The following is a 24,211-nucleotide window of genomic DNA, read 5'->3' as shown; positions in this document are numbered from 1 at the left end:
AATTTTGCCAGGTAACAATCTGCTTCTACTTTTGGCGCTACTGCGTTATGAAGCAATCTATCAACATGAAAAGTAATCTCAACAGCAAGCTTACAGAAGGTGCATCCGGACTGGTGTTTTACAGTTTAACCCCGCCCAAAATTACTACCGATCCGGAGCGGGTAATTGTCATTGCCAATAACCAGATGGAGCGGCTGCAGCATATGCCTGTTGATGGGCTTATTTTATATGATATTCAGGATGAAAGCACCCGTACCGAAAAGGAGCGTACTTTTTCCTTTATACATACCATAGCGCCCGAAGTATACGCGCAGCAATACCTGGGCGCACTGAAAGTGCCTAAGATTATTTACAAGAGTATTGCCAATCAAACGCAGGAGCAGTTTACCAGCTGGCTGAAGGAAAACGAGGCTATAGACTATGCCGTGTTTGTAGGCGCTTCTTCACAGCAACAGATAGAAGCTACCCGCTTCTCGCTAAACGATGCTTATGCGGCCAGACAGCAAAACTGCGAAAGGCTGATGCTGGGTGGCGTAACCATACCGGAGCGACACAGTAAAAAAGGGGATGAACACTTGCGCATTTTTCATAAAATGGATAAAGGTTGTCGCTTCTTTGTATCGCAATGTGTATACAATCTGAACGATACAAAAAATGTACTGTCAGATTATTATTACCACGCAACAGAACATGGCAAAGCCATGGCCCCTATCATATTCACCCTGGCCCCCTGCGGTAGTTTAAAAACATTGCAGTTTATGGAATGGCTGGGTATTGAAGTTCCAAAATGGCTGTATAACGATCTGAAGCACTCCAAAGACATTCTGGAATCGTCTGTAACTACCGCCACCAAAATTGCAGCAGAGATTATCAGCTATGCCGCAGATAAAAATATTCCTATAGGCTTTAACATAGAAAGCATCTCTATTAAAAAAGAAGAGATTGACGCAGCGCATGTATTGTTACAGAATGTGATACAACTTGTAAAACCGGTAGCAGCACCGGTTGTTGTGGAGCAGGTACTGGCTCAAGAGCCCGAAGAAGTGGCTGCTGTGTAACCTACCTGCTGTAAAGTAAATTCTTTGTTATGAGTGATAACAGCATTTCTATAGTATCCAGGCTGTCAGAACATCCTGACCCTATAAAGCGGGCCCGCGATGTATTGGAGTGGCTTGTGGCGCGGGATATTGTAAAGCCTGAACTTTCTGACTGTATACTGGGCGCGGAAGGGGGATATGGAGTGTCTGCCGGTGCAGCCGCTGTTACAGAAAATCCGGAGTTTGTGCCAGACTACCTTACTGTAAATGGGCTTGAAATTATTACACAACGACAGGTGTTTCATACAGGAGAACTTGGAATGGAGGAAGTGATATGCCCCCATTGTGGTGTAAACGTTGCAGAAGATAACTGGGATTTTCTGGATGAATGGGGTGGTAATATCAGTAACAATATCACCTGTCCCACATGTAACAATATATCAGAAATTCACACTTATCAGTTTAGCCGGGTTTGGGGCTTCAGTAACCTGGGCTTTACTTTCTGGAACTGGCCTTCGTTTACGGAAGCTTTTATAAATGAGTTTCAACAGAAGCTGGGAGTGGGGGTGGATGTGGTATACTGCAGAATATAAAAGAACACCTCCCGGTGTCTAATATCTCCCTACTTCCGCGGGTGCTTCTGCAAATATGTTTTGTAAGCGTTTTTGCCATTGAACCAGCTCCTGTTCGCGTTCTTCCGGCGATTTTCGGGCAGGGCCGTATACTATCTGTGGTTGTAATACGGTAAAGCCGGTAAACTGCAGCATGCCCCGGTGTATGGGTTTAAGTATATTGTTGATGTTGCCCTGCAACCCTTCCGGCTGGTAGTTGTCATCACTGCCACCAGTAGTAAGCGATAGTAAAGCCTTTTTGCCTGCAAAGCCACCCTGTTCGTAAATTTTTCCCATGCCGTATACCCGGCCCATCACAAATACACGGTCTACCCAGCCTTTCAATATACCTGGCACACTAAACCACCACAGTGGAAACTGCCATATCATTAAATCGCACCATTCCACTTTCTGTAGTTCCTGTTCAACATCGGCCGCAAAGCCATTGGTTGCAGTGGCATGCAACTCTTCCTGCTGTTGCTTAAAAAAAGATTCATTTTTTATACCTGTAAAATTGCGCCGGTCAGAGGCGGGGTTAAACTGCATAGCATACAGGTCAGATGTTTTTACTTCATGCCCTGCGGCTTGCAGGGTATCTATGGCCGTGTTGTACATGGCACCGTTCATGCTTTGTGGTTCGGCGTGTGCCAGAATAATCAATACTTTCATAATACTATCTTCATTTACTGTTTCCGCTGGCAAAGCTATCCACGTCAAATGGTAACTTTGTTATGCACAACCCGTTGTGCGGTACACACAAAAATGTAAGTAATGGCACAGCGAAAATTAACTTCTACCAATACCGCTAACCGCGAAAAGCTCATCAGTTTTTGTGGTATGACCTATGCTATTGACATATTGGGTGGCCGCTGGAAGCTGCTGATTTTATACAAACTGGAAGGAAGGGTGCTACGTTTTAGTGAGCTGAAAAAACATCTGCCCAATATTACCGACCGCATGCTTACACTGCATTTGCAGGAGCTGGAGAAAAATGGGCTGGTAATAAGAAAAGTGTTCGCAGAAGTTCCTCCCCGCGTAGAGTATCAATTGAGTGACAGTGCCATGCAGTTAGCACCGATATGGAAGCAACTGGAGCAATGGGGCCTGGAGCACAAGGCACGGCTGGAAGAAGAAACATAAAGGAACTCCGTAAGATTGTGGGAGCTAAAACAAACCAATGTGATTTTTATCTGCAAAGTTTAACAGAGCAGCTTATTTGCAGGGCGGGTGTACTTGTTTATTCTGTGGCGCATACAACTAATTGAGTAGAAGTACTATTCCGTTCAATAGAGCGGGAGATTTACTAAGTGGAGCAACGTTTTCAATGACTGGAAGAACTCTTCGGGTGACCGGAAGAACACTTCGGATGACCGGAAGAACACTTCGGGCGACCGGAAGAACACTTCGGACGACTGGAAGAACGCTTCTGATGATCGGAAGAACGCTTCAGATGACTGGAAGAACCCTTCTGATGATCGGAAGAACACTTCGGATGACTGGAAGAACACTTCCGATGACCGGAAGAGCACTTCGGATGACCGGAAGAGCACTTCCGATGACTGGAAGAACTCTTCCGATGACCGGAAGAGCACTTCGGATGACTGGAAGAACTCTTCCGATGACCGGAAGAACGCTTCGGATGACTGGAAGAGCACTTCGGACGACCGGAAGAACGCTTCCGATGATCGAAAGAACACTTCCGATGACCGGATTGAACTGTTTGAATGACAGAAGAACACTTCCGGAGTACCTGTTAATATTTTTTGAGTATTAGCTAAAATTGACTCAAATAAACGGGGCGAATCTTCCTAGTTTCACCCTTATGAAAATGTACAAACTGTTTTTGCATGCCATTGTATTGGGCGCTGTTTGGGTACAGGGTATGAATACTGCTCAGGCACAAAACGGCGATCAGATATTGGATGGAATTGGTGAAACGGGAATGATTGCACGCTATGTTTTTAACGGAGATGGTAAAGACTGGTCGCGCAATAACCTGCACGCCAGACTGCAGGGCGCTGGTGCCACATTTGTAAATGATAACCGGCTTGGAAAGGTGTTGTCGTTATCCGGCGATAGCAGTTCATTTGTTACCCTTCCGGGTGCAGCGCTTACCGATCTGGAATCACTTAGCATATCCGGCTGGATATATCTGCGTAGTAAGCAGCCCGGCCAGCTGTTTTTTGATTTTGGAACCAGTGCTGCCAGTCATTTTTTTGCTGCTCCCGCAGGTACAAAGCCGGGACAGGGATTTCAGGCAGTGATAACAGATAAGAACGGTAACAACGGAACCGATGCACCTGCGGTGGAAGTGGATAAATGGGTACATCTGGCTATTGTAATAGATATTCCTTCCAAAACCATGACTGCATATGTAAATGGTAAAAAGGTGGCGGAAACTAAAGAAGTACCACGGGAGTTAACAGCAGTGTTTGGCAATCAGGCGGCAGGCAGACAGCTTAATATTGGAAAGGCATTATCGCCAGCCGGGCCTTTGCTGAATGCGCTGTTGTACGATTTTCGTATTTACCGGGTTCCGCTCAGTAACAGGCAGGTAGCTGTTATTTACCGCAATGCCGGAAAAAGTGTAAACGAAGGTTCAGTAAATACCAGAGGAAAAAAAGAAGATGATCTGCCGCATTTTGCAGCAACCGAACCGCAGTTGTACAATGCCTTGTTAACAAAAGTGGGTGATGTGGCGGTGGAAACAGAAACCGGTAATTTGCCCAGGCTGCCCAGCCACCTGCCAGGTACTTATAAAAATAATGTAAAAGGGCCGGCGGTGCGTGTATTATGGCCGGAGCCGGTTGATAATACAGCGGTTATGAAACCCGGACAATATACGGTTACCGGGCGCGTAGCGGGAACCGATTTTCAACCAAAGGCATTGGTAACCATTAAAGAGGCAGCAAAAGCCAATACGCCCGATGCAAAGCTGGAAGCGTTTCCGTTACAGCAGGTGGCGTTGAAAATGGATGAACATGGCCATGCTACCAAATTTGTGGAAAACCGCGATAAGTTTATTCTTACCCTGGCCAAAACCGATCCCAATTCTTTTCTGTATATGTTCCGCCAGGCATTTGGCCAGCCGCAGCCGCAAGGGGCAAAGCCTTTGGGCGTGTGGGATAGTGAGGATACCAAGTTAAGAGGCCATGCAACCGGCCATTATCTTACGGCTATTGCACAGGCCTATGCAGGTACCGGATACGACAAAGCGCTTCAGGCCAATTTCTCCGGCAAAATGGAGTATATGGTTAATACGCTGTACACATTATCGCAACTGTCTGGAAAGCCGAAGGAGGCGGGTGGGGAGCATGTGGCTGACCCAACCGCAGTGCCTTTCGGGCCTGGCAAATCTGCCTACGATTCTGACTTGAGTGAAGGGGGCATCCGCAACGATTACTGGAACTGGGGTACGGGGTTTATAAGCGCTTACCCGCCCGATCAGTTTATTATGCTGGAGAAAGGTGCTAAGTATGGCGGACAGAAAACACAGGTATGGGCTCCTTATTATACCCTGCATAAAATACTGGCCGGTTTAATGGATGTGTATGAAGTAAGCGGCAACCAGAAAGCGCTGGCAGTGGCTTCGGACATGGGGCTTTGGGTGCATGCCCGTTTAAGCAAGCTGCCCACCGACACACTTATTAAGATGTGGAACACCTACATAGCCGGTGAGTTTGGAGGCATGAATGAAGCAATGGCCCGCCTGTACCGCATTACTCAAAAACCGCAGTACCTGAAAACAGCGCAGCTGTTTGATAACATACGGGTGTTTTATGGTGATACCCAACATGTACATGGACTGGCTAAAAATGTAGACATTTTCCGCGGATTACATGCCAATCAGCATATACCGCAAATAGTAGGTAGCATTGAAATGTACCGGGTTTCTCACAATCCGGAATACTATAAAATTGCCGATAATTTCTGGTACAAGGCCGTGAACGATTATATGTACAGTATAGGAGGCGTGGCAGGTGCGCGTAACCCGGCCAATGCAGAATGCTTTATAAGCCAGCCAGGTACTTTGTACGAAAATGGCTTTTCGGATGGTGGACAAAACGAAACCTGCGCTACTTACAATATGCTGAAGCTGACCAGTGATTTGTTTATGTTTAACCAGCAGGCGGCATATATGGATTATTATGAACGTGCACTGTACAATCATATTCTGGCTTCAGTAGCAGAAAACAGCCCCGCCAATACTTACCACGTACCGCTAAGGCCAGGTAGTGTAAAGCAGTTTAGTAATGATGATATGAGTGGCTTTACCTGTTGTAACGGTACCGCTATTGAAAGCAGTACCAAGCTGCAGAATTCTATCTATTTTAAAAGCACAGATAACCAGGCGTTATATGTAAACCTGTACATACCTTCTACACTGGAATGGACAGAACGTAAAGTGGCCATAGAACAAGCTACCAACTTTCCGCAGGAAGACAATACCCGCCTTACCATTAAGGGCAGTGGCAAGTTTGATGTGCATGTACGCGTACCCGGTTGGGCAACCAAAGGCTTTTTTGTGAAAATTAACGGCAAAGCACAAAAACTGCAGGCTACTCCCGGCAGCTACCTGAAAATAAGTCGCACATGGAAGGATGGCGATATAGTAGAACTGCAAATGCCATTTGGCTTTCATCTGGACCCTGTGATGGATCAGCAGAATATTGCCAGCCTGTTTTATGGTCCGGTGTTGCTGGCTGCACAGGAACCCGAAGCAAGAAAGGATTGGCGTAAAATAACGCTGGATGCCGCAGAAATTGGCAAAACCATAAAGGGTGATCCTAAGCAGTTGCAGTTTACCATTGATGATGTGGTGTTTAAGCCCTTTTACGAAAGCTACGGGCGGCATTCGGTATATCTGGATGTGAAGTTGAAATAGGCTTTGTTGGATATTATTATCCGGGGGCATTGCTTATACAAGCAGTGCCCCCGGTTTTTTTGCCTTTATTACAGAAAGCCTATTCTTTCTTTCCTTGCATTTTATGTACCTGTTCTATGGTAAGTGGTGTATAGGTAATGCCCAGCCGCTTCGCATTCGCTTCAATAGTATCCTTAAAGCCAGCGGCTTTTCGTCTTTCGTTTACGGTAGCAGCTTCCTGCACCGGCCATATAATCAGCTGAAAGCTTTTTTTGCCGGTAACGGAATCCAGTGCCTGAAATCCTTTTCCCTGTGTACCATATACCTGCGGTTTGCCGTTGTACATTAACGAACGGTCGAGCATCATGGCATACAGATGAAAAGGCAGTTCTTTTTGCTCCGCTGCTGTTTTAATCAGTGCCAGGAACTGATCAATAACATTGGAGTGTTGTATTACCATACATGCAGATTCGTTGGCAGGGCTATCTACCAGCGTTTTTCCCGGATAGCCATACTGCTGTATAATTTCCCTGATTCTTAACAGGTTGCTGGAATCGGCTTTTGTTTGCAACTGCCACAGATAGCTGCTTACATTTTCTTTAGAAACATGATAGGCGGCTGCCAGGGAATCTGCGGTTTTATCTGAATAAATAGAAAGTGCTTCCCGGTAACGCTGATCCAGTTTTAAAATACTATCCAGTTCATGTTGTAAAGGCATGTTCAGGGTTTGCTGTGATTGCACGGGCAGCGGCGCAAAGAGTAAAAAAATACAGGAAGCAATAATTATCCGCATGTTATATTTATTTATTTGAATATACGAAAGGTGGCGGAAAGGAGTTGTTTTCTCTTTTTTTACATTTTTTGCAACATTATTCATGTTGCCCGGTCTTATAAAACGAATGCATTTTAATCACAGACATATATCTGAGGATCAATATCTTGTTAATCAGGTGCTGAAAGGCAATCAGCAGGCTTTTGCCAGTATTGTTCGCCAGACGGAAGGGCTGGTGGTGCAGATTGTTTTTAAAATGATACCTGCTGCGGGCGACAGGCAGGATATTGTGCAGGATGTTTATCTGAAAGCATTCAGCAGTCTTGCTGCCTTTAAATTCCAGTCAAAATTATCTACCTGGGTGGGAAAGATAGCTTACAATAGCTGCCTGCATTATCTGGAAAAAAAGAAACTGATGTTTTTGCCAGGTGCTGATGAACAGGAAAACGGGCTGGATCAACTGAATAAACACCAGGAACTGTTTCAACACAGTGCCGAAAAAGCGCTTTCGCAAAAAGAGCTTGCTGCTATTTTAACTACTGCTGTGCGAATGCTTTCTCCCCCTGTTTACCAAACACTGATTATACTATACCACCAGGAAGAATTGAGTTATGCCGAAATAGGGGAGATTACATCCCTGCCGGAGGGGACGGTGAAGAACTATCTGTTCCGCGCAAGAAAAGCATTAAGACAGCAAATTTTATCAGGATATAAAAAGGAGGATTTATGAAACAGGAACATCTTTCTGATGATGAATTGCAGCAGCTGGCCCTGGAGCAGGAAGTGCCTGGCCAGCAATGGGAAGCACATATACAGCAATGCGCAAAATGTGCAACTGCGATAGCTGATTACCGGGCTATGTTTGCTGCACTCAGCGCTATGGAAAAGCCTGTTTTTAATCTGGATATGGAAATTCAGATACTGTCAAAGCTGCCTGTTGTAACTACAGCAAAACGCCCGGCCTCACACTTGCCCATGTGGTTAGGTATTGCTGCAATAACTATGGCAGGAATTACTGTATGGGTTATGGGCAATTATTTTAAAGAACTTTTGAAGGGCGTAGATAGCATGATGCTTTGTCTGCTGGTGGCTACCGCAATTACTATTACAGTACTTCAATGCAGAGAAATGCTGGCTACCTACCGGAAAAAAATGGAACTGCTGAAATTTTATCAGAAAACTGCAACATAAAATAAAGTAACCGGTCTAAGATTATATAGCAACAAAACGAATGATAATGAAACGTTCTATCTCCATATTGTTATTCCTCTTTTTTTCAATAATAGCAAATGCGCAGCCCACCTATATATTGTCTAACAACGGAGGCATAACTACTGAATTTATGCGAAGCATATTTGCTACCATAGTGCTGTGTATTATTTGCGGGTTTATACTCTCGCTGGTAAGGATTATTCTTAACGACCAGCTTAAACGGAAAATGCTGGAAAAAGGCGTGCCTGGCGAAGTGATTGCCAGCATGCTGCCCCGGAAAAATGAATTGACTATAGCTGTAAAGTGGTTTACTATTTTAATGGCTATTTCTATAGGGTTGTTGATTATCAGCTTTACCTCCCCGCTGGGCATTCATTCCATAATTATCATGACTGTTTGTGTAGCGTTAGGGTTCTGGGGTTTTTATCTGTGGGCAAAACGGTTGAAAGATTAACTGCTCTAAAATAAATAAGTATATGAAAAAGGTTTATTTACTAATGGTGGCAGCTATACTTGTATTAGTAGTTTCTGCCAGTGCTTTCCTGCACGAAAATGCTCCTGGTAGTGCTACCAGTTTCTCTTATTCACTTTCCTCAAAAGCTGCTACGGTAAAGGTTAAATACGATCGGGAACAGGCATCGCAGGTAGAAAAATATATAGACAGTTGTTTGCAACCGGAAATTGTTTTTGGCGGAGAACATACCGTGAAAAAAGACGTGCAGATAAGCAGTGGTGTGAACTATCATATTAAAGCATCGCCTGGCGCCTTGAAGATAACGGCTGATAAATCTGATAATGATACACATGCGCTGAATAAACTCAGGAGTATATGTGAAGGGCTGAGGAGTGTTGTTAAGCCATAAATGAAAGCAGAAACGCCCTGGTTCAGGGCGTTCTAAATATAGCTATTGAGTGGTGTTATTAGTGGTTGCCCCGATGATACATTCAATTACCTTCTCAGCATTACAGTTATTAAGGCCGGCGCCCCAGCAGGCATTAAATTCCAGAATAAACCAGCCGGTGTTTTTGCTAAACGCAATGTCTACTACCACCACTTCGGGTAAATGATTTTTATAATCAGCCATAAAGGCAGATACAAATTTTTCTCCCTCCTGCAAATCAGCAGCGCCTTCGTATAAAGCTATGTCCAGTACTGCTCCATTCTTTATATAGCATCTGGCCTCCGCTTGTATAGTGGTAACTATTGTTGAAACCAGAAGCGCTTCTGTATCCGGCAGCCCACTGGTTACTTTTTGGAAATCTTCTATGCTTTGGAAAATGCCCGCAACAAAAATTTTAGGAATAACCGGCTTAATGAATATTGGGCAATCCTGAGCAGATATCTGGCTGATTGTTTTTTGCGCAATAATCCTTTGTGTCCATTTATGCTCCAGTTGGGTTATTAAAGTATCGTCAGGAGATAACAGTTCAACATGATAAATCTGAGCTACCACAAAAGCAAATGCCTGATTACCGTAAATGGCAATTTTTTTATGCATTATTTCTTCATCCTTCATCCAGAATTTATCCAGCCTTTTTACCTGCCCACCATTTCCTATCCATGCGGCTACTACCTGCTCTTGTTCAATGTTGGTTTTTTGCGGAATTAACAGGGTTGTTGTTGCGTTCATAATTATTACCCAATAATAAACAAAGTATCCGTTTTTAAATACAAAGCTGCATCCGCTGTTACAGTTCGCTGTTTTGCAGTACTATACATACCTTTACTGTCAACAAAAAAGCTGATTGAGTAATTCGTTGTCGGATATGGAGCTGGTGCACAGGATGGCGGCAGGAGATACGGGAGCCTTCCAGCGTCTTTTTCACCAATACTGGGAAAAGATTTTTTCCATAGCCTATACATTTACCAAATCTGAACCGTTGTCGGAAGAGCTGGTGCAGGATACCTTTCTTAAAATATGGATGCACCGGGAAAAATGGCTGCCGCAGGCAGCACCGGAGGGCAGCAGTAATTTTGAAGGTTACCTGTTTATTACCGCCCGCAACCACATTTACAACACACTAAGGGTAAAATCCAGAGAAGTGGAATACCAGCAGGAGCTGCACGCACATTTTGCAGATTCTACCCATACGGACGACCGGTTGATTCTGAGACAATCGCAGCAAATGCTGCAGCAGGCTATTGCACAATTGCCTGAGCAACAACGTAAGGTGTTCCTCCTCAGTAGATATAATGGCCTTTCGCACGAAGAAATTGCCGGGCAGCTGGGCGTTTCCGCGCTTACGGTAAGAGCCCATATTCGTAAGGCGCTGGCTACACTGCGTGTTTTTCTGCAAAACAATTCGGGCGATTTGTCGCTTGTTCCGGTGCTGTATATCCTTCTTTCAAAATAAATTTTTCAAACCACTACTCCCTGCCTTTTCTTTTTGTGTTTTTATATAGGGGCGAATGCCCTGCGAAACCAAAACAATACCCAAAAACTGCTTTTGAGGGATGTTAACAGAAGAAAGAGCGCAATACTTACTGAAAGGGTACCTGGCAGATGGCCTTAATGCAGAGGAACTGAACGAGTTTCTGGCATGGGTAAACGGCGAAACCAGCGAACAGCTGCTGAAGGCAACTATTGATGGTGCTTTTGCAGGCAACGAATGGCCTAACCTGGCAAATACCTCCCGTGAAAACATATTATACCATAATGTATTGAATAAAGTCGCTGGTTCAGATGAACGGCCCCGCATGCGCATAACACCTTTTTACAGCGCTATGCGTATTGCGGCAGTATTGCTGCTGCTGTTATCGGTAACGGTAGTTGTGTGGTACGCCGCCAGCCATAAAAACGGTAAAAAAGAAGTGGTAAAAGCCGGTAAGGAAAAGCAGCCCGACATACTGCCGGGCGGCAATAAGGCCACGCTTACCCTGGACAACGGCAGCGTAATTGTGCTGGATACTGCAGCCAACGGCACACTGGCAAAGCAGGGAGGGGTGAAGGTGAGCAAGCTGGCCAACGGGCAACTGTTGTATCAGGTAGAAGGCAAACCTGCCGGAGATGTGCCTGCCCTGTGGCAAACCCTGGCTACGCCTAAAGGTGGGCAATACAGGGTGGTATTACCAGATGGCAGCACGGCGTTACTGAATGCATTGAGTACCATTCGCTTTCCTTCTTTCTTCAACGGCAGGGAGCGGAATGTAACTGTAACGGGAGAAGTTTATTTTGAAGTAACATCCAAACAGGGCAACCAGCCGTTTATAGTAGCGGTGGAAGACAGAGCCGGCCAGCATAAGGCAGATGTGCAGGTGCTGGGTACCGAGTTTAATATTATGGCGTATGAAAATGAAGGGCATGTAGCCGCCACCCTGCTTTCGGGTGCGGTGAAGGTAAAAACAGCAGCGCAGAAAGAAATACAGCTAAAACCGGGGCAGCAACTGCTGTTATCGGATAAGTATAAAACGGAGCAGGTTTTGGAAGGCAGAGATGAGCAGGCGGTGGCCTGGGTGAAAGGGTACTTTCATTTTGAAAAATCGGACATTAAACTGGTGATGCGCCAGCTGGAAAGATGGTATGATATAACGGTGGAATACGAATCTGTGCCGGTTAAAAAGTTTTCCGGTACCATACCGCGTGGTGTAAATGCTGGGCAGGTATTAAAAATGCTGGAATTAACCGGCAACGTACATTTTACAGTTAACGGTACCCACGTAAAGGTTACCATATGATAGATATAATATTATTCACCCTGTAAATAAAACTATTGCGTTAATACAAGAGAAAATTTATCCGTAACGCCTGAAAATGAAGAACCGGAATGCTACCAACATCCCGGTTCACAAGGGGCAAAAACAAACCTGCTAAAGTCAATTTATTACCCAAAACAAATGTATGTGTTTAACTGCTTTGATCAAAAACAAGGGAGGCGTATCCCCCTTGCTTACCAAAACATGTTTGGTTATGAGGTTATCGTTAATGTTATTACTGGCTGCCACCCTGCATGTGCATGCAGCTGGTTTGGGGCAAACCGTATCGCTGGAAGCGAAGAATGCCCCGCTGGAGAAAATTTTTACGGAAATACGCAAGCAAACCGGAAGAAACTTCCTCTATTCAGATGAAGACCTGGCGCTTGCGGGAAAGGTAGATGTGTCTATGGTAAAAAAGCCACTGGCAGAGGCACTGAGTGCCATTTTGCAGAACACGCCACTGGCCTACCAGATAGTGGACCAGGTGGTGGTGATTAAAAAGAAACAGGCTTCGCTGACCTTTCTGGCCGCGCCCCCGCCGGTAGTAGTTATTACCGGTAAAGTGATGAACGAAAAGGGCGAACCCATTGCGGGCGCCTCGGTGGTGGTGGAGGGTACCAAAAACGGTGCGGTAACCAGCCAGTCGGGTTCGTTTACGGTGCGGGTTGACCGTGTGCCGGTAACACTTGTTTTTATTAGTCTGGGACATAAAAGAAAGGCGCTGGAAAACGTGAATGGTACACAGCCTTTAACTGTTACCATGGTATCGGAAACTGACAGCCTTTCAGATGTAGTAGTATCTAACGGTATGTTTTCCCGTAAATTATCCAGCTACACCGGTGCTGTGGCCACTTTTACGCAAAAGGAACTGCGCACAGTTTCTAACCAGAATGTACTAAAGGCAGTGGCCATACTGGACCCCTCTTTTCAGATAGTAGACAACCTGAATGCAGGCTCTAACCCTAATATGTTACCCGATATTCAGCTGAGAGGGCAAACCGGCCTGGCCGATTTGCAGGGGGCTTATACCTCTAACCCTAACCTGCCGCTGTTTATACTGGATGGTTTTGAAACCACGCTGGAAAAGGTGAATGATATGAACATGAACCTGATTGCCAGTATCACCATATTAAAAGATGCCTCTGCCAAAGCCATTTATGGCTCACGCGCGGGTAATGGCGTGGTGGTAATTGAAACAAAAGCGCCAGCCGCAGGCCAGCTGCGGCTTTCTTATTCCGGCAACATGGATGTAACTGCCCCTGATTTGAGCAGCTACAGACTTACCAACAGTATGCAGAAGGTACAGGCCGAGGTTTTATCGGGCAGGTACAGTTCTACCTTTCCATTAACCGAAGCTGCATTAATACCTGAGTATACGCAAAACCTGCAGGCTGCATTAAGCGGGGTGAATACCTATTGGCTTTCGCAACCGCTGCGCAATGCCTTTGGTCAGCGCCATGGCCTGGTAATGGAAGGGGGAGAGGGTAGCCTGCGTTACTCTGCCAATATGAACTATACCAATGTGGCGGGTGTAATGAAAGGGTCTGACCGCAGAACCATATCGGGCGGTATTAACCTTATTTACCGCAAAAACAAAGTACAGTTCAGAAACAGTCTTACCATAGATAAGAACAATTCTAAAAATTCTCCCTACGGCAGCTTTACCAACTTTGCAAGGCTGAACCCATACTGGAGAATGACAGATGATAACGGCAACTTTATTAAGGCGTACAATGCAGGAGCTAACACGCTGGTGGGTAACCCTATGTATGACGGCTCGTTAAACGCAAAGGATTACACCGTTTACACCAATATTATCGAAAATTTTTATGCAGATTGGGATGCTGCCCGTAACCTGAGAATAACAGCCCGTGTAGGGTATAATGGTCAGATTAACGAATCGCATCAGTTTATTCCAGCCAGCAATTCGAGGTATATTAATGTTTCGCCGGTACTGGATGCTTATCTGGACAGAGGTCAGTATACGCTGAGGAATGGTAAGCAGAATATGCTGAATGCCGACCTGATAGCAGGTTATTCATTAAGCACAGGTAAGCACCATTTTTTCCTGAACGGCATTTACTCGGTAAATACATCTAACACTACCACCAACGGAATGGTGATGGTGGGTTTTCCGAACGATAAAATGAACGATATTTCTTTTGGCCGCAGGTATGCAGATGGTACAAAAGCAGAAGGTACTGAAAACACCAATCGTTCGCTGGCCATTACCAGCTCTGTAAACTATAGCTACGACGATCGCTTTCTGATAGATGCAACCTACAGGCGCAATGCCAGCTCGCAGTTTGGTGCTGATAAAAAGTGGGGTGCTTTCTGGTCGGCGGGCCTGGGCTGGAACGTGCACCGCGAAGCATTTATGAAGCAGCTTACCTGGATAAACCTGTTAAAATTCCGCGCTTCTACCGGTACTTCCGGTACACAGAATTTTAACTCGTACCAGTCGCTGGCCACTTACCAGTATATTACCAACCGTACCTATAATGGTGATATTGGAATAGATCTGATGGCGCTGCCTAACCCCGGTTTACAGTGGCAGCAGGTAAAAGACAACAACATTGGTGTAGACCTTAGTTTGTTTAATAAACTGAGTATCCGTTTCGATTATTATCAGAAGGATACAAAGGATTTGCTGAGCGATATGATTGTGGCGCCTTCCAATGGATTCAGTACCTATAAATCTAACATCGGCGAAGCGAGAAATGAAGGTTTTCAGTTGGGGGTAAATATGCGGGTATGGTCTGAAAGCAGCACCAGAAGCAACATAAGCCTGTTTGCCAATGTGGCGCATAATACCAATAAAATAACCAAAGTATCTAACTCGCTGGTGCAGCTGAACCGTATGAGAGATCAGGCAAAAGACAGTGTTAGTACCGGTAATGCCAGCCGCCGCAACCCCTCTACCCGGTACGAGCCCGGACAGTCTATGAACGCTATATGGGTAGTGCGCAGCAAGGGTATAGACCCGGCCAATGGTAAAGAGATTTTTGTGAAGCAGGATGGATCGCTTACATATGAGTGGAATACGGACGACTATGTGGTGGGGGGAGATGCCAACCCGCTGTACAATGGTACGTTTGGCTTTAACCTGATGCACAAAGGCTTTACTGCCAACTTTGCTTTTACTTACCGCTGGGGTGGGCAGCAATACAATACAACGCTGGTGAGCCGCGTAGAGAATGCAGATTTTGCTTACAACGTAGATGAACGGGCGCTTACCGAAAGATGGAAAAACCCCGGCGATCAATCGCTGTATAAAAACATTGCTGACCAAACCGATACCCGGCCTACTTCCCGCTTTGTGCAGAATTTGAATGAGCTGCTGTTTTCTTCGGTAAGTGTGGGTTATGATTTTGGCAATGCCCGGTGGCTGAAGCGGGTGGGAGCAAGCAGAATGAACCTGATGCTGAATATGAACGATCTGGGACGCATCAGTTCTGTAAAAACAGAACGTGGTCTGGACTATCCCTATGCAAGAACCATTGCCGCCTCATTACAAGTAACTTTTTAATTGTAAACACATGAAACTGTATCGTTTTTTAATATACCTGATGCCGATAGGCCTGTTTACAGTATCCTGCAACAAATTTCTGGATGTAAAGCCCAAAACACAGATTGATGCAGAAGATGTGTTTAAGGATGAACAGGGATATATGGATGCCCTTACCGGCGTGTACCTGAATATGGATGTGAATGCGCTGTACGGCAGAGAGCTTACGTATGGTTTTACAGATGTGATTGGTAAACAACATACCGTGTTTTCCGGCACCTCGCAGGAATATTACTATACTGCCCAGTACGCCTACCTGCGCGGAGAGGTGAGAGGAAAGATAGATGGCATATATGGTGGCATGTACAATGCCATTGCAGAAGATAACAATATTATAGGCCATTTACAGGCAGATGGCGCCGCTAAATTCAGCGGGGTAAACTTTCGTATCATCCATGGTGAAGCACATGCATTGCGGGCTTTGCTGCATTTTGATCTGCTGCGTTTGTTTGGCCCTTCGCCCGTAGCGGCTGATGCCGGCACCATAAAAGCCATTCCTTATTTAGACCAGCTAACGGTAGCGGCTCCGCCACGCCTTACAGTAAAAGAGGTGGTAGATAAGGTGATAGCTGACCTGGCAGTTGCGGAAACAGACCTGCTGGCAGCAGACCCCATAGTGCCGGGAAGTACTACGCCCACTACCACTACCGGTTTTCTCAGAAACAGACGGCAGAAAATGAATTACTACGCGGTAAAAGCTTTACAGGCGCGTGTATACCTGTATGCTGGTGATAAGCCTAAAGCCCTTGCCGCAGCGCAAACGGTTATAAACAGCGGTGTTTACCCGTTAACGCCTGCTAACCAGGTGGCGGGTAATCGTTTGTTTTCGCAGGAGTTGATTTTTGCATTGTATAAGTCTGATATGGCGGCCAACGTAACCAGCTATTTTACCCCGCCGGCCAGTGGTGCAGGTGCCGGTAATCTGCTTACTAAAACCGTTGCTGAATACAATACTGTATACGAATCTACCACCGATGTACGCTACTCGCAGTTAACAGCGTATGACAACGTAACTCAATTGCGCTATAGTATTAAGCTGGGGCAGGTAACCTCTTCAGGTACCCAGTATACTACTGCTATACCTGTATTCCGTGTATCAGAACTGTATTACATAGCGGCAGAGTGCCTGAAAGAATCTAACCCGGCAGATGCGGCTGCCTATGTATCGCAGGTACGGGTGGCCAGAGATGCTACACCGTTGAGCGGCTCGCTTACACCGGCGCAACTGCAGGATGAAATATTTAAGGAGTACCGGAGAGAGTTTTATTGTGAAGGCCAGTTGTTTCACTATTACAAAAGGCTGAACGCACCACAGATAAACGGGCTGGCTGTTACCGCTACCCAGTATGTATTGCCGTTGCCGGATGATGAGACCACTTACGGAAATGGTGGAAATTAACTGAACGTTAAAACGAACAATTATGAAACTGCATTCAACAAAACTATTATACCTGCTTATTGCGTTACCGCTGTTTTTTTCGTGTTCCAAAGATCTGGGGAGTTATGATGATGAGCCGCGCGTGTATTTTTTTGAACGTGCTACCGATGTGGTGCAAAGCCGTATTACTTCACGTTCCTTCAGCTTTCTTACCTCACCGGCAGCAGTGGTAACAGATACCATGAAGATAAAAGTGAAAATTATGGGAAACACCGCCTCCCGCAACCGGGTAGTGCGTGGCCGTACCATAGCCACCGGAACCACTGCGCAGGAAGGGGTGCATTATGAATTTTTAAACGGTGTGGTGCCTGCAGATTCTATTTACGGGTATATACCTGTATTGTTGCGCCGTACTGCTGATATACAGCAGAAAAGCGTTACGCTTAACCTGGGTATAGCTGTTACAGATGATTTTAAGCGTGGCGTAGTGGAAGACAGCACTTTTACTATTACGTGGAGTGATAACGTAGTAAAGCCTTCTAACTGGGATGGTATTATTTCTATAGGTTACTACTTTGGTACGTACAGTGAGGTGAAGTGGCGGTTTATTATACAGGTTACCGGCAAATCAAGCTTTCCGCTGCAGCAAAGTGCAAGGGTACCACCCGCACCAGGTGAGTACACCGGTGCCGCTATGCTGGATTTGAATAAGGTGCTGAAAGCGGCTTTGCTGCAATACAACAACACACACGATCCGGATTTGACAGACGAGTCTGGCAACCTGGTTACATTCCCGCTGTAGGGTATTCATCATCATCAATTACTATCATGAAAAAATATTATCAATATATATTATCAGGCCTGGCGGGTATGCTGCTGCTGGCTGCCTGTAAAAAAGACCTGGGCAACTATGCTTATACTAATGTGCCTTTGCCTGTTATAGATACCACAGGTATAGGTAATGCCCGGTTTGTGGAGCGCTACAGCACGCTGGATATTAATCCGGTAATTAATTACAGCAATGCTTCAAACCTGAAATACCAATGGATTATGCACCAGTTTACCAGCGGAAGCACGCCACCAACAAAGGCATCGCGGGTATTATCGTACAGCAAACAACTGAGTGCGCAGATTACGGAAACGGTTGGTGATTATCGCCTGGAGCTTTTGGTAACAGATAGTACCAATCAGCTGAAGGTAAACACCATTTTTACCATTACTGTATCTGCCGGTCTGGAATATGGTGTAATGGTGTTGCACGGCACGGCCGACTCTTCTGATGTGGACTTTCTGGTTACAGCCAATGCCGTGCCGGTAGCCGGTTTTAACCCCCGCAGGCTGCGTGGCTTGTATAGCGCTGCTGCGGGTAAAAAGTTTCCGGGTGTGCCGCGTTTTGTGGCACAGGAGAGGGCTTCTTTCAGCACAAAAAACTGGATTACACTGGGTAGCGACAAACATATTGCGCGCATGAGTGGAAGCGATTTTTCGCTGCTGCGTTTAGATGGGCAATTTTTCAGAAGGCCGGATGCTGTAATAGCGCCGCAGGCCTATTCGCTACTTACCAGCAATTATACAGCGGTAATTAATGCCGGTAAGCTGCATATATACAATACCGCGTATGAAACGGATGCTTTAATAAGCGGCGCGTTGGATGGCGATTATGAACTGGCGCCCTACCTGGCTTATCAAACGGCTTCTTCGTTAATAGCAGTAGCATACGACCAGAAGAACGGTCGTTTTGTACGTGCTTCGGGTATGGGTGGGCAAATGATAGACCTGGCAGCACCTTCGGTAAACAATGCGCCGTTTAACCACCGCACGGTGGGCAAGGATATGTTGTTTATGGATCGTGGCTTTAACGGCAATACGCATTCGTTTTTTAAAGACCGCACAGGTACGGGTTACTGGCTGTATGTAAGCAACTTTAATAAAGCAGATGATGGTGCGCTGGCCATAGGGGCTTACAATATGACCAACCTGCCTGAAATAGCAGCTGCTAAGTTTTTTCAGACCAGCGAACTGGGTATTATTGATTTTTATGCCACCGAACGCCGGGTATATGCCTACAACTACGAAGGCACCAATGCTGCAACATTAATGCTGGATGGCTTTGCGGCGGGAGAAACTATTACGTGTATGAAGGTGTTTAAACCACGCCCCAACTTTAACCTTACCGCTGCAGATGGTGCTTTAATATACATTGCTACCTGGGATGGTACGCAGGGCAGGGTATATGAGTATAAAGTAAACGGTAATAACGGGCAAATTACCAGCCCTGCTGCACAGGTGTTTGATGGGTTTGGTAAAGTAACAGACATTACTGCCAAAGGAAGGGGTAGCGGCACTTATTAATTTTATTAACAGATATATAGAATGAGTACAAAGAAATGGATGGTGCCGGTATTGGCTGCTGTGTTAACAGCAGCCGGTGCCCGGGCGCAGAGTGCGGTAAAATATACACCGCTGAGGCCAACAGAAGGACAGCCGGTTTCTATTTATTACAATCCGGAGCATACGCCGCTGAAAGGGCTGGCACCGGTAACAGGTGTTATATACCTGTATTGTAATAACCACTGGGAAGCACACGACCTGGATATGAAAATGACCGATTCCGGATGGATAGCCAACTATCTGCTGCCGGAAGGAACCGCTTTTATGATACCTAACTTCAGCGCCAATGGTATTACTGATAAGGGGGGCATAGCTACTTACGCTACCATGGGTTTTAATAAGGAAGGCAGGCAGGCTGCATTGTCTTACGCTGCATGGTCTTACCTGCGTACACCCCTGCTGAAAAGCCAGGTGCCGCCGGCTACAGTAGACTCCGCCGTAATAAAGCCGGAAGTAAGCAGATTCTGGATGAACAATGAACTGAGAGATCATCCGGAAAGCAGGCGGAAAATATTTTACAATACTATGGTAGTATTGAAGGAATTGGATGTGGCAAAGTTTGATACCATATTACCGCGGGAAGCAAAATTTTTTGCATCGCTACCCGATGTTACAGAGGATGAATTGATGGATGTTAGCAAAGCTTACCGGCAATTGAAAGGCAACAAAGCCGTTGCGGATTCGCTTGATCAGGTAATTATTGCCAGATTTCCCAATGGTATTACTGCCCGGGATAAGGAGATATTTAAAATGTTTCTGGCAAAGGCTGACGTAAAAGTAGATATGTGGAAGGCCTTTGCGCAACGATTTCCCCTGGATTCTTTCCGTAACGTAGATACAGAAACCGATAAATGGTATTACGATAAAACTTTTCGTGCGGTAGTGTATATAGAAATGGCTAAAAAGAATTACGATTTTTTGAAAGCCATGAGCCCGATAGGAACTTTTACCAGCCAGAGCGAATTTCACCGCCTGTTGGTGATGGGGCCTTATGAGCACGGTGAAGTTAATGCTGAGTTTATTTTTCCGTATTCTGCAATGCTGGTTGAACTGATGGAATACAGGAGCTTGCATAAAGATGGTGCGGAAAGCAGATTTTACAGCCCGCTGCAATGGAAGCAACTGATACTGGGGCGTGCTACACCTGCATTCTTTGGGCATGCTTCGCTGCTGCACAAACTGGGAAGGGACAAAGAAGCACTGGTATGGATGGAAAAAGTAAACATGCAGCGCGCTGCACAGAATGCCGCCTTCCAGGGGCTGTACGCCCTATTGCTGGAAAAGAACGGACGGCATAAAGAAGCCATGCAGGTAGTGGAAAACAGTGCAGCGCTCAACAGCATTATACCGGAAGCAATAGAAATGCTGAAGAAGGAATACGTGAGAAAGAACGGATCTGACAAAGGCTTTGATGAATACTTTAACAACCTGAAAAGTGCCGACCAACTGGATGCGCAGCGTAAGCATATCCGCGAACAGATGATAAGCAAAGATGCCCCGCTGTTTAAGCTGGAGCAACTGAAAGGGGGTACTGCAGATTTATCGCGCCTGAAAGGGCATATAGTAGTGCTGGACTTTTGGGCTACCTGGTGCGGCCCCTGTAAAGCAGCCTTGCCTGGTATGCAGATGGCGGTGAATAAATATGCAAAGGATGATAAAGTTGATTTCTTTTTTATTGCCACGCAGGAGACAAAGCCTGATTACAAAGAGCAGATTAAAGCTTTTTTAAAAGAGCATAACTATAGCCTGAATGTATTGTATGATGGCAAAAGCGCCAGCGGACACCTGGATGAAGCTTACAGCAAGTATGCAAAAACGGTGCATTCCAGTGGCATACCGGCCAAGTTTATTATTGATGGTAAAGGGCAGATACGGTGGTACGCTGCCGGCTACATGGGAAGCCCCAGTGCCCTGGCCGATGAAATCAGTTATATTATTGAACTGTTAAAGAAAGAAGGATGATAAAAATACTTCCCCCGTTTCTTTGTTGTTTATTATTATGGATGGTGCCTGACTGTCAAAGTCAGGCATTTGTTCCTCAGCAGGATTCTGTTACGTTTACAAAAGACAGCATGCACTACGGCGCTACCATCAGCTGGCCTGCGAATCGTACAGCCTGCCCGGGTATAGTACTGGTATCTGGTACCGGAAAGCAAAACCGCGATGGCATGATGGCCGGACACCCTGTATTTAAACAACTGGCCACCTGGCTTAACAGTATTGGCTTTGCAGTACTGCGTATGGATGACCGCGGAGCAGGTGAAACAAACGGCGTATACGAAACAGCTACCACGGCTGACTTTGCAGAAGATGCATTGGTGGCTGCTGCTTTTTTGCAGCAGCAGAAAGGCATTGTCAAAGTGGGCCTGATGGGCCATAGTGAAGGCGGTGCCGCCATTTGTATAGCTGCTGCCAGAAGCAGCAACATAGCTTTTCTGGTAAGCCTTGCCGGCCTTGCTGCACCCGGCCTGGAGGCACTGATTGCGCAGAACAGAGCCATAGTAGATAACAGCCCGGGAGTATCTGAAACGAAAAAGCAGCGCTTGAATACGCTGAACGATAGCGTGTTTTATACCATTGCTGCGCACGTGCGTGATGCTGACAGTATTTTGATACAACAGGTAAAAGCTACTTATGACCGCTGGAAAGTAAAAGATGATGCGATAATGAAAAAGGATTCCAATGCTTTCCGCGAGCGGATTTATTATCCGGTAGATGGATTCGCCCGGCAGGTCGCCGGCCCCTGGTTCCGTTTTCATATCAGCTACAACCCGGCAGATTATATGAAGGATATACGGGTGCCTGTATTGGCTGTTAATGGCGATAAAGACATTATGGTGCCTGCAGCAATACACCTTCCCTATTTTAAAAAGTATATTGGTGCACGTAAGGGAGCCAGTATTACCACGGTGGTTGTGCCGCAGATGAACCATTTGTTACAGGAATGTACCACCTGCCTGGCCAGTGAATACAGCAAGGCGGAGCAGCACATGCATCCGCAGTTGTATAAAGTATTGAGCGACTGGTTGAAGAAGTTTTTATAAGGCCAGATACTTTTGTAATGTTTTTGCTGTTTACACATTTAGCAGATGAGCAACAATCTGGGCTGCCCGGGTTGTTCCTCTGGTGCACGGTGAAGGCATGGAGGAACCGGGCTTTCAGGATGATCAGTTGTTAACCTCCATAGATTGCCGGTACCTAAGTTTATGATGTTTGCATCAGGGTGGGCCTGATAGTGCAGGTCAAAGAAATGATCGCTCAGGAAGGACTCAAAACCTTCTTCCGGACCGTGATACAGCTTTTTAAGTTCATTGCGTATTTCCGGAATAAGTATTTTCTGCGTGCCCAGAGCATTGGGTAGTATTTCGCTGGGTTCGCCATAGTAGGTACACAAAAAGGTATCTACCGGTATAGGAGAACGATCTACATGAAAAGAATACACATCGGTTGGAAAAAACGGAAGCGCGTCATCCCTGTCGTAATTCCTGATGACATTAAGGGTTGGCAATGCACCATGATCTTTTAATGCCTGCAGGTCGTTTAAAAGAATTTCGCGGGCAAGTTGCCCCTGCTCACTTAACTGAAGTGCAAATAGTTCTTCCGGCTCAATGGTGGTTATGTTTTCGCTTAGCGCTACCTTTTCAACAATTTCAGAAAAATCACCTGTTAATGTGCGGCTCCAGCAAATAGCATTGATTACGCCCGTAAAGGGCGTGGAAACAAGGTCGCGAAAACTAGCCACACGTTGAATTTGGTGCTCAGCCTCCTGCATAGTTAACTAAACATTTTTGTTACCTGAGTATTAATGAAATGCCAGTCTGTGCGTAGGAAAGGTTCTCTTTTTAATAGTGACAGCTTTTGCTGAAAAGCGGCTTTTCTATCCTGCTGCTCCTGTATTAAGCGTTGTTTATTGATTTGTGTTGTACCCCAGTTTTTTTCTACTGCTATCTGCACCTGCGTATCCATCGCCTGAAAGAAGCGGCTGCCAAAATCTTCTATTTCATGAACAAACAGCTGGTATTCTATTTCTATTTCTCCGTTTTGAGCCGTCCATACAGGAATATTGTTCTCCGTAAGGTGATCGGCGTTCCACACCAGAGCAATGTTATTACTGTTTCTGAAAAAACTGATACCCGGCTCGTATGTTAAATGTGCAGCAGTGAGTGTTCTGCTGTATATCCATTCAATCGCTTTGTCGTAACTATCGTAACAGGCATCTACATCGGCAGAAGGTGCCTGCGATGCATGCTCGAACCAGCTTTGGGCAGCTTCATAAAACCGGTATAAGTAATTGTGACTCTGTGCAATTGCGTAAAAGGCATCCGGAACAGGCTCTGCAATAGCTTCAAAAATGCGGGTCAAGTCTTCTAACAAACGCGCTATCTGAAAATCTACGTAATGGGAGCTGTTTGCATGGGTGCCTGCCAATACTTCAGTTGTATATTCGTAAAGCGTAGCCTTCTTTACATCCAGCCAGTATTCGCCATCCGTTAGTGCAAACCAATCCATGCTTGTTTCAGCAGCCTCGCCCCAGGGGGTGATATAGTCAGGATGTTTGAGTGTAAAATTAATAAGTGCCATATGTTATTGCATCAAAGTGCTGGCAAGGTAGTGTAATATGTTGCTACCAGGAAGCAAAGTATCTGAGAGTTATTTCAGCTTCTTGTTAATAACCTTTTAAATT

General features: G+C 45.7%; 21 protein-coding genes. 16 read left to right on the top strand and 5 right to left on the bottom strand.

What is annotated here, in order from left to right; all coding sequences use genetic code 11:
* Window positions 1-65: 65 nt before the first annotated feature.
* Window positions 66-1,058: a methylenetetrahydrofolate reductase gene (locus IEY13_RS24585; protein ID WP_188957368.1), complete on the top strand. Its 993-nt coding sequence runs from the start codon at window positions 66-68 to the stop codon at window positions 1,056-1,058.
* Window positions 1,059-1,087: 29 nt separating this feature from the next.
* Window positions 1,088-1,630 (top strand): hypothetical protein, encoded by a 543-nt coding sequence (locus IEY13_RS24580; protein ID WP_188957366.1) that lies wholly within the window; start codon window positions 1,088-1,090, stop codon window positions 1,628-1,630.
* A gap of 18 nt (window positions 1,631-1,648) precedes the next feature.
* Here IEY13_RS24580 and IEY13_RS24575 read toward each other — a convergent pair whose 3' ends face one another.
* Window positions 1,649-2,365, bottom strand: a complete 717-nt coding sequence (locus IEY13_RS24575) for an NAD(P)H-dependent oxidoreductase (protein WP_229688003.1) — start codon at window positions 2,363-2,365, stop codon at window positions 1,649-1,651.
* 54 nt (window positions 2,366-2,419) lie between these two features.
* On the opposite strand from IEY13_RS24575, the gene IEY13_RS24570 reads away from it, so the two are divergent.
* Complete coding sequence (locus IEY13_RS24570; RefSeq protein WP_188957363.1) at window positions 2,420-2,788, top strand: winged helix-turn-helix transcriptional regulator; 369 nt, start codon at window positions 2,420-2,422, stop codon at window positions 2,786-2,788.
* 682 nt (window positions 2,789-3,470) lie between these two features.
* On the top strand, window positions 3,471-6,533 hold the full coding sequence (locus IEY13_RS24565; protein ID WP_188957361.1) for a beta-L-arabinofuranosidase domain-containing protein: 3,063 nt from the start codon (window positions 3,471-3,473) through the stop codon (window positions 6,531-6,533).
* A 79-nt stretch (window positions 6,534-6,612) separates the two neighbouring features.
* On the opposite strand, the gene IEY13_RS24560 is transcribed toward IEY13_RS24565, so the two are convergent.
* A complete protein-coding gene (locus IEY13_RS24560) occupies window positions 6,613-7,230 on the bottom strand; it encodes a DUF6624 domain-containing protein (protein WP_188957359.1) in 618 nt (205 codons plus the stop codon).
* Between the two features lie 181 nt (window positions 7,231-7,411).
* Here IEY13_RS24560 and IEY13_RS24555 point away from each other — a divergent pair, with 181 nt between their 5' ends.
* The 4 genes from IEY13_RS24555 to IEY13_RS24540 are packed head-to-tail and all read left to right on the top strand — an operon-like array spanning window position 7,412 to window position 9,359.
* Window positions 7,412-8,014, top strand: a complete 603-nt coding sequence (locus IEY13_RS24555; RefSeq protein ID WP_188957357.1) for an RNA polymerase sigma factor — start codon at window positions 7,412-7,414, stop codon at window positions 8,012-8,014.
* Window positions 8,011-8,475 (top strand): anti-sigma factor family protein, encoded by a 465-nt coding sequence (locus tag IEY13_RS24550; RefSeq protein ID WP_188957355.1) that lies wholly within the window; start codon window positions 8,011-8,013, stop codon window positions 8,473-8,475. Before IEY13_RS24555 ends, IEY13_RS24550 begins: the two co-directional genes overlap by 4 nt.
* Before the next feature lie 46 nt (window positions 8,476-8,521).
* On the top strand, window positions 8,522-8,950 hold the full coding sequence (locus IEY13_RS24545; RefSeq protein ID WP_188957353.1) for a hypothetical protein: 429 nt from the start codon (window positions 8,522-8,524) through the stop codon (window positions 8,948-8,950).
* Between the two features lie 22 nt (window positions 8,951-8,972).
* Window positions 8,973-9,359, top strand: a complete 387-nt coding sequence (locus IEY13_RS24540; RefSeq protein ID WP_188957351.1) for a hypothetical protein — start codon at window positions 8,973-8,975, stop codon at window positions 9,357-9,359.
* Between the two features lie 42 nt (window positions 9,360-9,401).
* Here IEY13_RS24540 and IEY13_RS24535 read toward each other — a convergent pair whose 3' ends face one another.
* Entirely contained in the window at window positions 9,402-10,127 is a 726-nt protein-coding gene (locus IEY13_RS24535) for an ATP-grasp domain-containing protein (RefSeq protein WP_188957349.1), read from the bottom strand.
* A gap of 115 nt (window positions 10,128-10,242) precedes the next feature.
* Between IEY13_RS24535 and IEY13_RS24530 the strand changes: the two genes are divergently transcribed.
* The 8 genes from IEY13_RS24530 to IEY13_RS24495 all read left to right on the top strand — a co-directional run bounded on the left by IEY13_RS24530 (window position 10,243) and on the right by IEY13_RS24495 (window position 22,571).
* Window positions 10,243-10,851 carry an RNA polymerase sigma factor gene (locus IEY13_RS24530; protein WP_188957347.1) on the top strand — a complete coding sequence of 203 codons (609 nt, stop codon included), beginning with the start codon at window positions 10,243-10,245 and terminating at the stop codon, window positions 10,849-10,851.
* 100 nt (window positions 10,852-10,951) lie between these two features.
* Window positions 10,952-12,172, top strand: a complete 1,221-nt coding sequence (locus tag IEY13_RS24525) for a FecR family protein (protein ID WP_188957345.1) — start codon at window positions 10,952-10,954, stop codon at window positions 12,170-12,172.
* 232 nt (window positions 12,173-12,404) lie between these two features.
* The gene (locus tag IEY13_RS24520; protein WP_188957343.1) at window positions 12,405-15,719 is read left to right on the top strand and encodes a SusC/RagA family TonB-linked outer membrane protein; all 3,315 of its coding nucleotides are present in this window, start codon (window positions 12,405-12,407) and stop codon (window positions 15,717-15,719) included.
* A 10-nt stretch (window positions 15,720-15,729) separates the two neighbouring features.
* Window positions 15,730-17,157 carry a RagB/SusD family nutrient uptake outer membrane protein gene (locus IEY13_RS24515; protein ID WP_188957341.1) on the top strand — a complete coding sequence of 476 codons (1,428 nt, stop codon included), beginning with the start codon at window positions 15,730-15,732 and terminating at the stop codon, window positions 17,155-17,157.
* A 22-nt stretch (window positions 17,158-17,179) separates the two neighbouring features.
* Entirely contained in the window at window positions 17,180-17,938 is a 759-nt protein-coding gene (locus tag IEY13_RS24510) for a DUF4843 domain-containing protein (RefSeq protein ID WP_188957339.1), read from the top strand.
* Between the two features lie 26 nt (window positions 17,939-17,964).
* Window positions 17,965-19,488, top strand: coding sequence for a PKD-like family lipoprotein (locus tag IEY13_RS24505; RefSeq protein ID WP_188957337.1), 1,524 nt, complete (start codon window positions 17,965-17,967; stop codon window positions 19,486-19,488).
* Window positions 19,489-19,509: 21 nt separating this feature from the next.
* On the top strand, window positions 19,510-21,489 hold the full coding sequence (locus tag IEY13_RS24500) for a TlpA disulfide reductase family protein (protein WP_188957335.1): 1,980 nt from the start codon (window positions 19,510-19,512) through the stop codon (window positions 21,487-21,489).
* Between the two features lie 41 nt (window positions 21,490-21,530).
* Window positions 21,531-22,571, top strand: a complete 1,041-nt coding sequence (locus IEY13_RS24495) for an alpha/beta hydrolase family protein (RefSeq protein ID WP_188957334.1) — start codon at window positions 21,531-21,533, stop codon at window positions 22,569-22,571.
* A 38-nt stretch (window positions 22,572-22,609) separates the two neighbouring features.
* Here IEY13_RS24495 and IEY13_RS24490 read toward each other — a convergent pair whose 3' ends face one another.
* Together IEY13_RS24490 and IEY13_RS24485 are read right to left on the bottom strand one after the other, a co-directional pair.
* Window positions 22,610-23,269, bottom strand: coding sequence for a DUF1826 domain-containing protein (locus IEY13_RS24490; protein ID WP_229688002.1), 660 nt, complete (start codon window positions 23,267-23,269; stop codon window positions 22,610-22,612).
* A 32-nt stretch (window positions 23,270-23,301) separates the two neighbouring features.
* Window positions 23,302-24,108 carry a DUF5984 family protein gene (locus IEY13_RS24485; protein ID WP_188957330.1) on the bottom strand — a complete coding sequence of 269 codons (807 nt, stop codon included), beginning with the start codon at window positions 24,106-24,108 and terminating at the stop codon, window positions 23,302-23,304.
* Window positions 24,109-24,211: the final 103 nt, after the last annotated feature.

The sequence above is a fragment of the Filimonas zeae genome (assembly GCF_014641615.1).
Lineage (GTDB): Bacteria > Bacteroidota > Bacteroidia > Chitinophagales > Chitinophagaceae > Filimonas > Filimonas zeae.
This window is presented reverse-complemented; position numbering and strand designations above follow the sequence as displayed.

What these genes read in the sequence shown, in the direction of transcription:
- IEY13_RS24585 (WP_188957368.1), top strand. Translation starts at nt 66, where the DNA reads ATGAAAAGTAATCTCAACAGCAAGCTTACAGAAGGTGCATCCGGACTG.
- IEY13_RS24555 (WP_188957357.1), top strand. Translation starts at nt 7,412, where the DNA reads ATGCATTTTAATCACAGACATATATCTGAGGATCAATATCTTGTTAAT.
- IEY13_RS24505 (WP_188957337.1), top strand. Translation starts at nt 17,965, where the DNA reads ATGAAAAAATATTATCAATATATATTATCAGGCCTGGCGGGTATGCTG.
- IEY13_RS24560 (WP_188957359.1), bottom strand. Translation starts at nt 7,230, where the DNA reads ATGCCTTTACAACATGAACTGGATAGTATTTTAAAACTGGATCAGCGT.
- IEY13_RS24495 (WP_188957334.1), top strand. Translation starts at nt 21,531, where the DNA reads ATGGTGCCTGACTGTCAAAGTCAGGCATTTGTTCCTCAGCAGGATTCT.
- IEY13_RS24570 (WP_188957363.1), top strand. Translation starts at nt 2,420, where the DNA reads ATGGCACAGCGAAAATTAACTTCTACCAATACCGCTAACCGCGAAAAG.
- IEY13_RS24515 (WP_188957341.1), top strand. Translation starts at nt 15,730, where the DNA reads ATGAAACTGTATCGTTTTTTAATATACCTGATGCCGATAGGCCTGTTT.
- IEY13_RS24540 (WP_188957351.1), top strand. Translation starts at nt 8,973, where the DNA reads ATGAAAAAGGTTTATTTACTAATGGTGGCAGCTATACTTGTATTAGTA.
- IEY13_RS24485 (WP_188957330.1), bottom strand. Translation starts at nt 24,108, where the DNA reads ATGGCACTTATTAATTTTACACTCAAACATCCTGACTATATCACCCCC.
- IEY13_RS24510 (WP_188957339.1), top strand. Translation starts at nt 17,180, where the DNA reads ATGAAACTGCATTCAACAAAACTATTATACCTGCTTATTGCGTTACCG.
- IEY13_RS24500 (WP_188957335.1), top strand. Translation starts at nt 19,510, where the DNA reads ATGAGTACAAAGAAATGGATGGTGCCGGTATTGGCTGCTGTGTTAACA.
- IEY13_RS24520 (WP_188957343.1), top strand. Translation starts at nt 12,405, where the DNA reads ATGAGGTTATCGTTAATGTTATTACTGGCTGCCACCCTGCATGTGCAT.
- IEY13_RS24580 (WP_188957366.1), top strand. Translation starts at nt 1,088, where the DNA reads ATGAGTGATAACAGCATTTCTATAGTATCCAGGCTGTCAGAACATCCT.
- IEY13_RS24535 (WP_188957349.1), bottom strand. Translation starts at nt 10,127, where the DNA reads ATGAACGCAACAACAACCCTGTTAATTCCGCAAAAAACCAACATTGAA.
- IEY13_RS24565 (WP_188957361.1), top strand. Translation starts at nt 3,471, where the DNA reads ATGAAAATGTACAAACTGTTTTTGCATGCCATTGTATTGGGCGCTGTT.
- IEY13_RS24525 (WP_188957345.1), top strand. Translation starts at nt 10,952, where the DNA reads ATGTTAACAGAAGAAAGAGCGCAATACTTACTGAAAGGGTACCTGGCA.
- IEY13_RS24550 (WP_188957355.1), top strand. Translation starts at nt 8,011, where the DNA reads ATGAAACAGGAACATCTTTCTGATGATGAATTGCAGCAGCTGGCCCTG.
- IEY13_RS24545 (WP_188957353.1), top strand. Translation starts at nt 8,522, where the DNA reads ATGAAACGTTCTATCTCCATATTGTTATTCCTCTTTTTTTCAATAATA.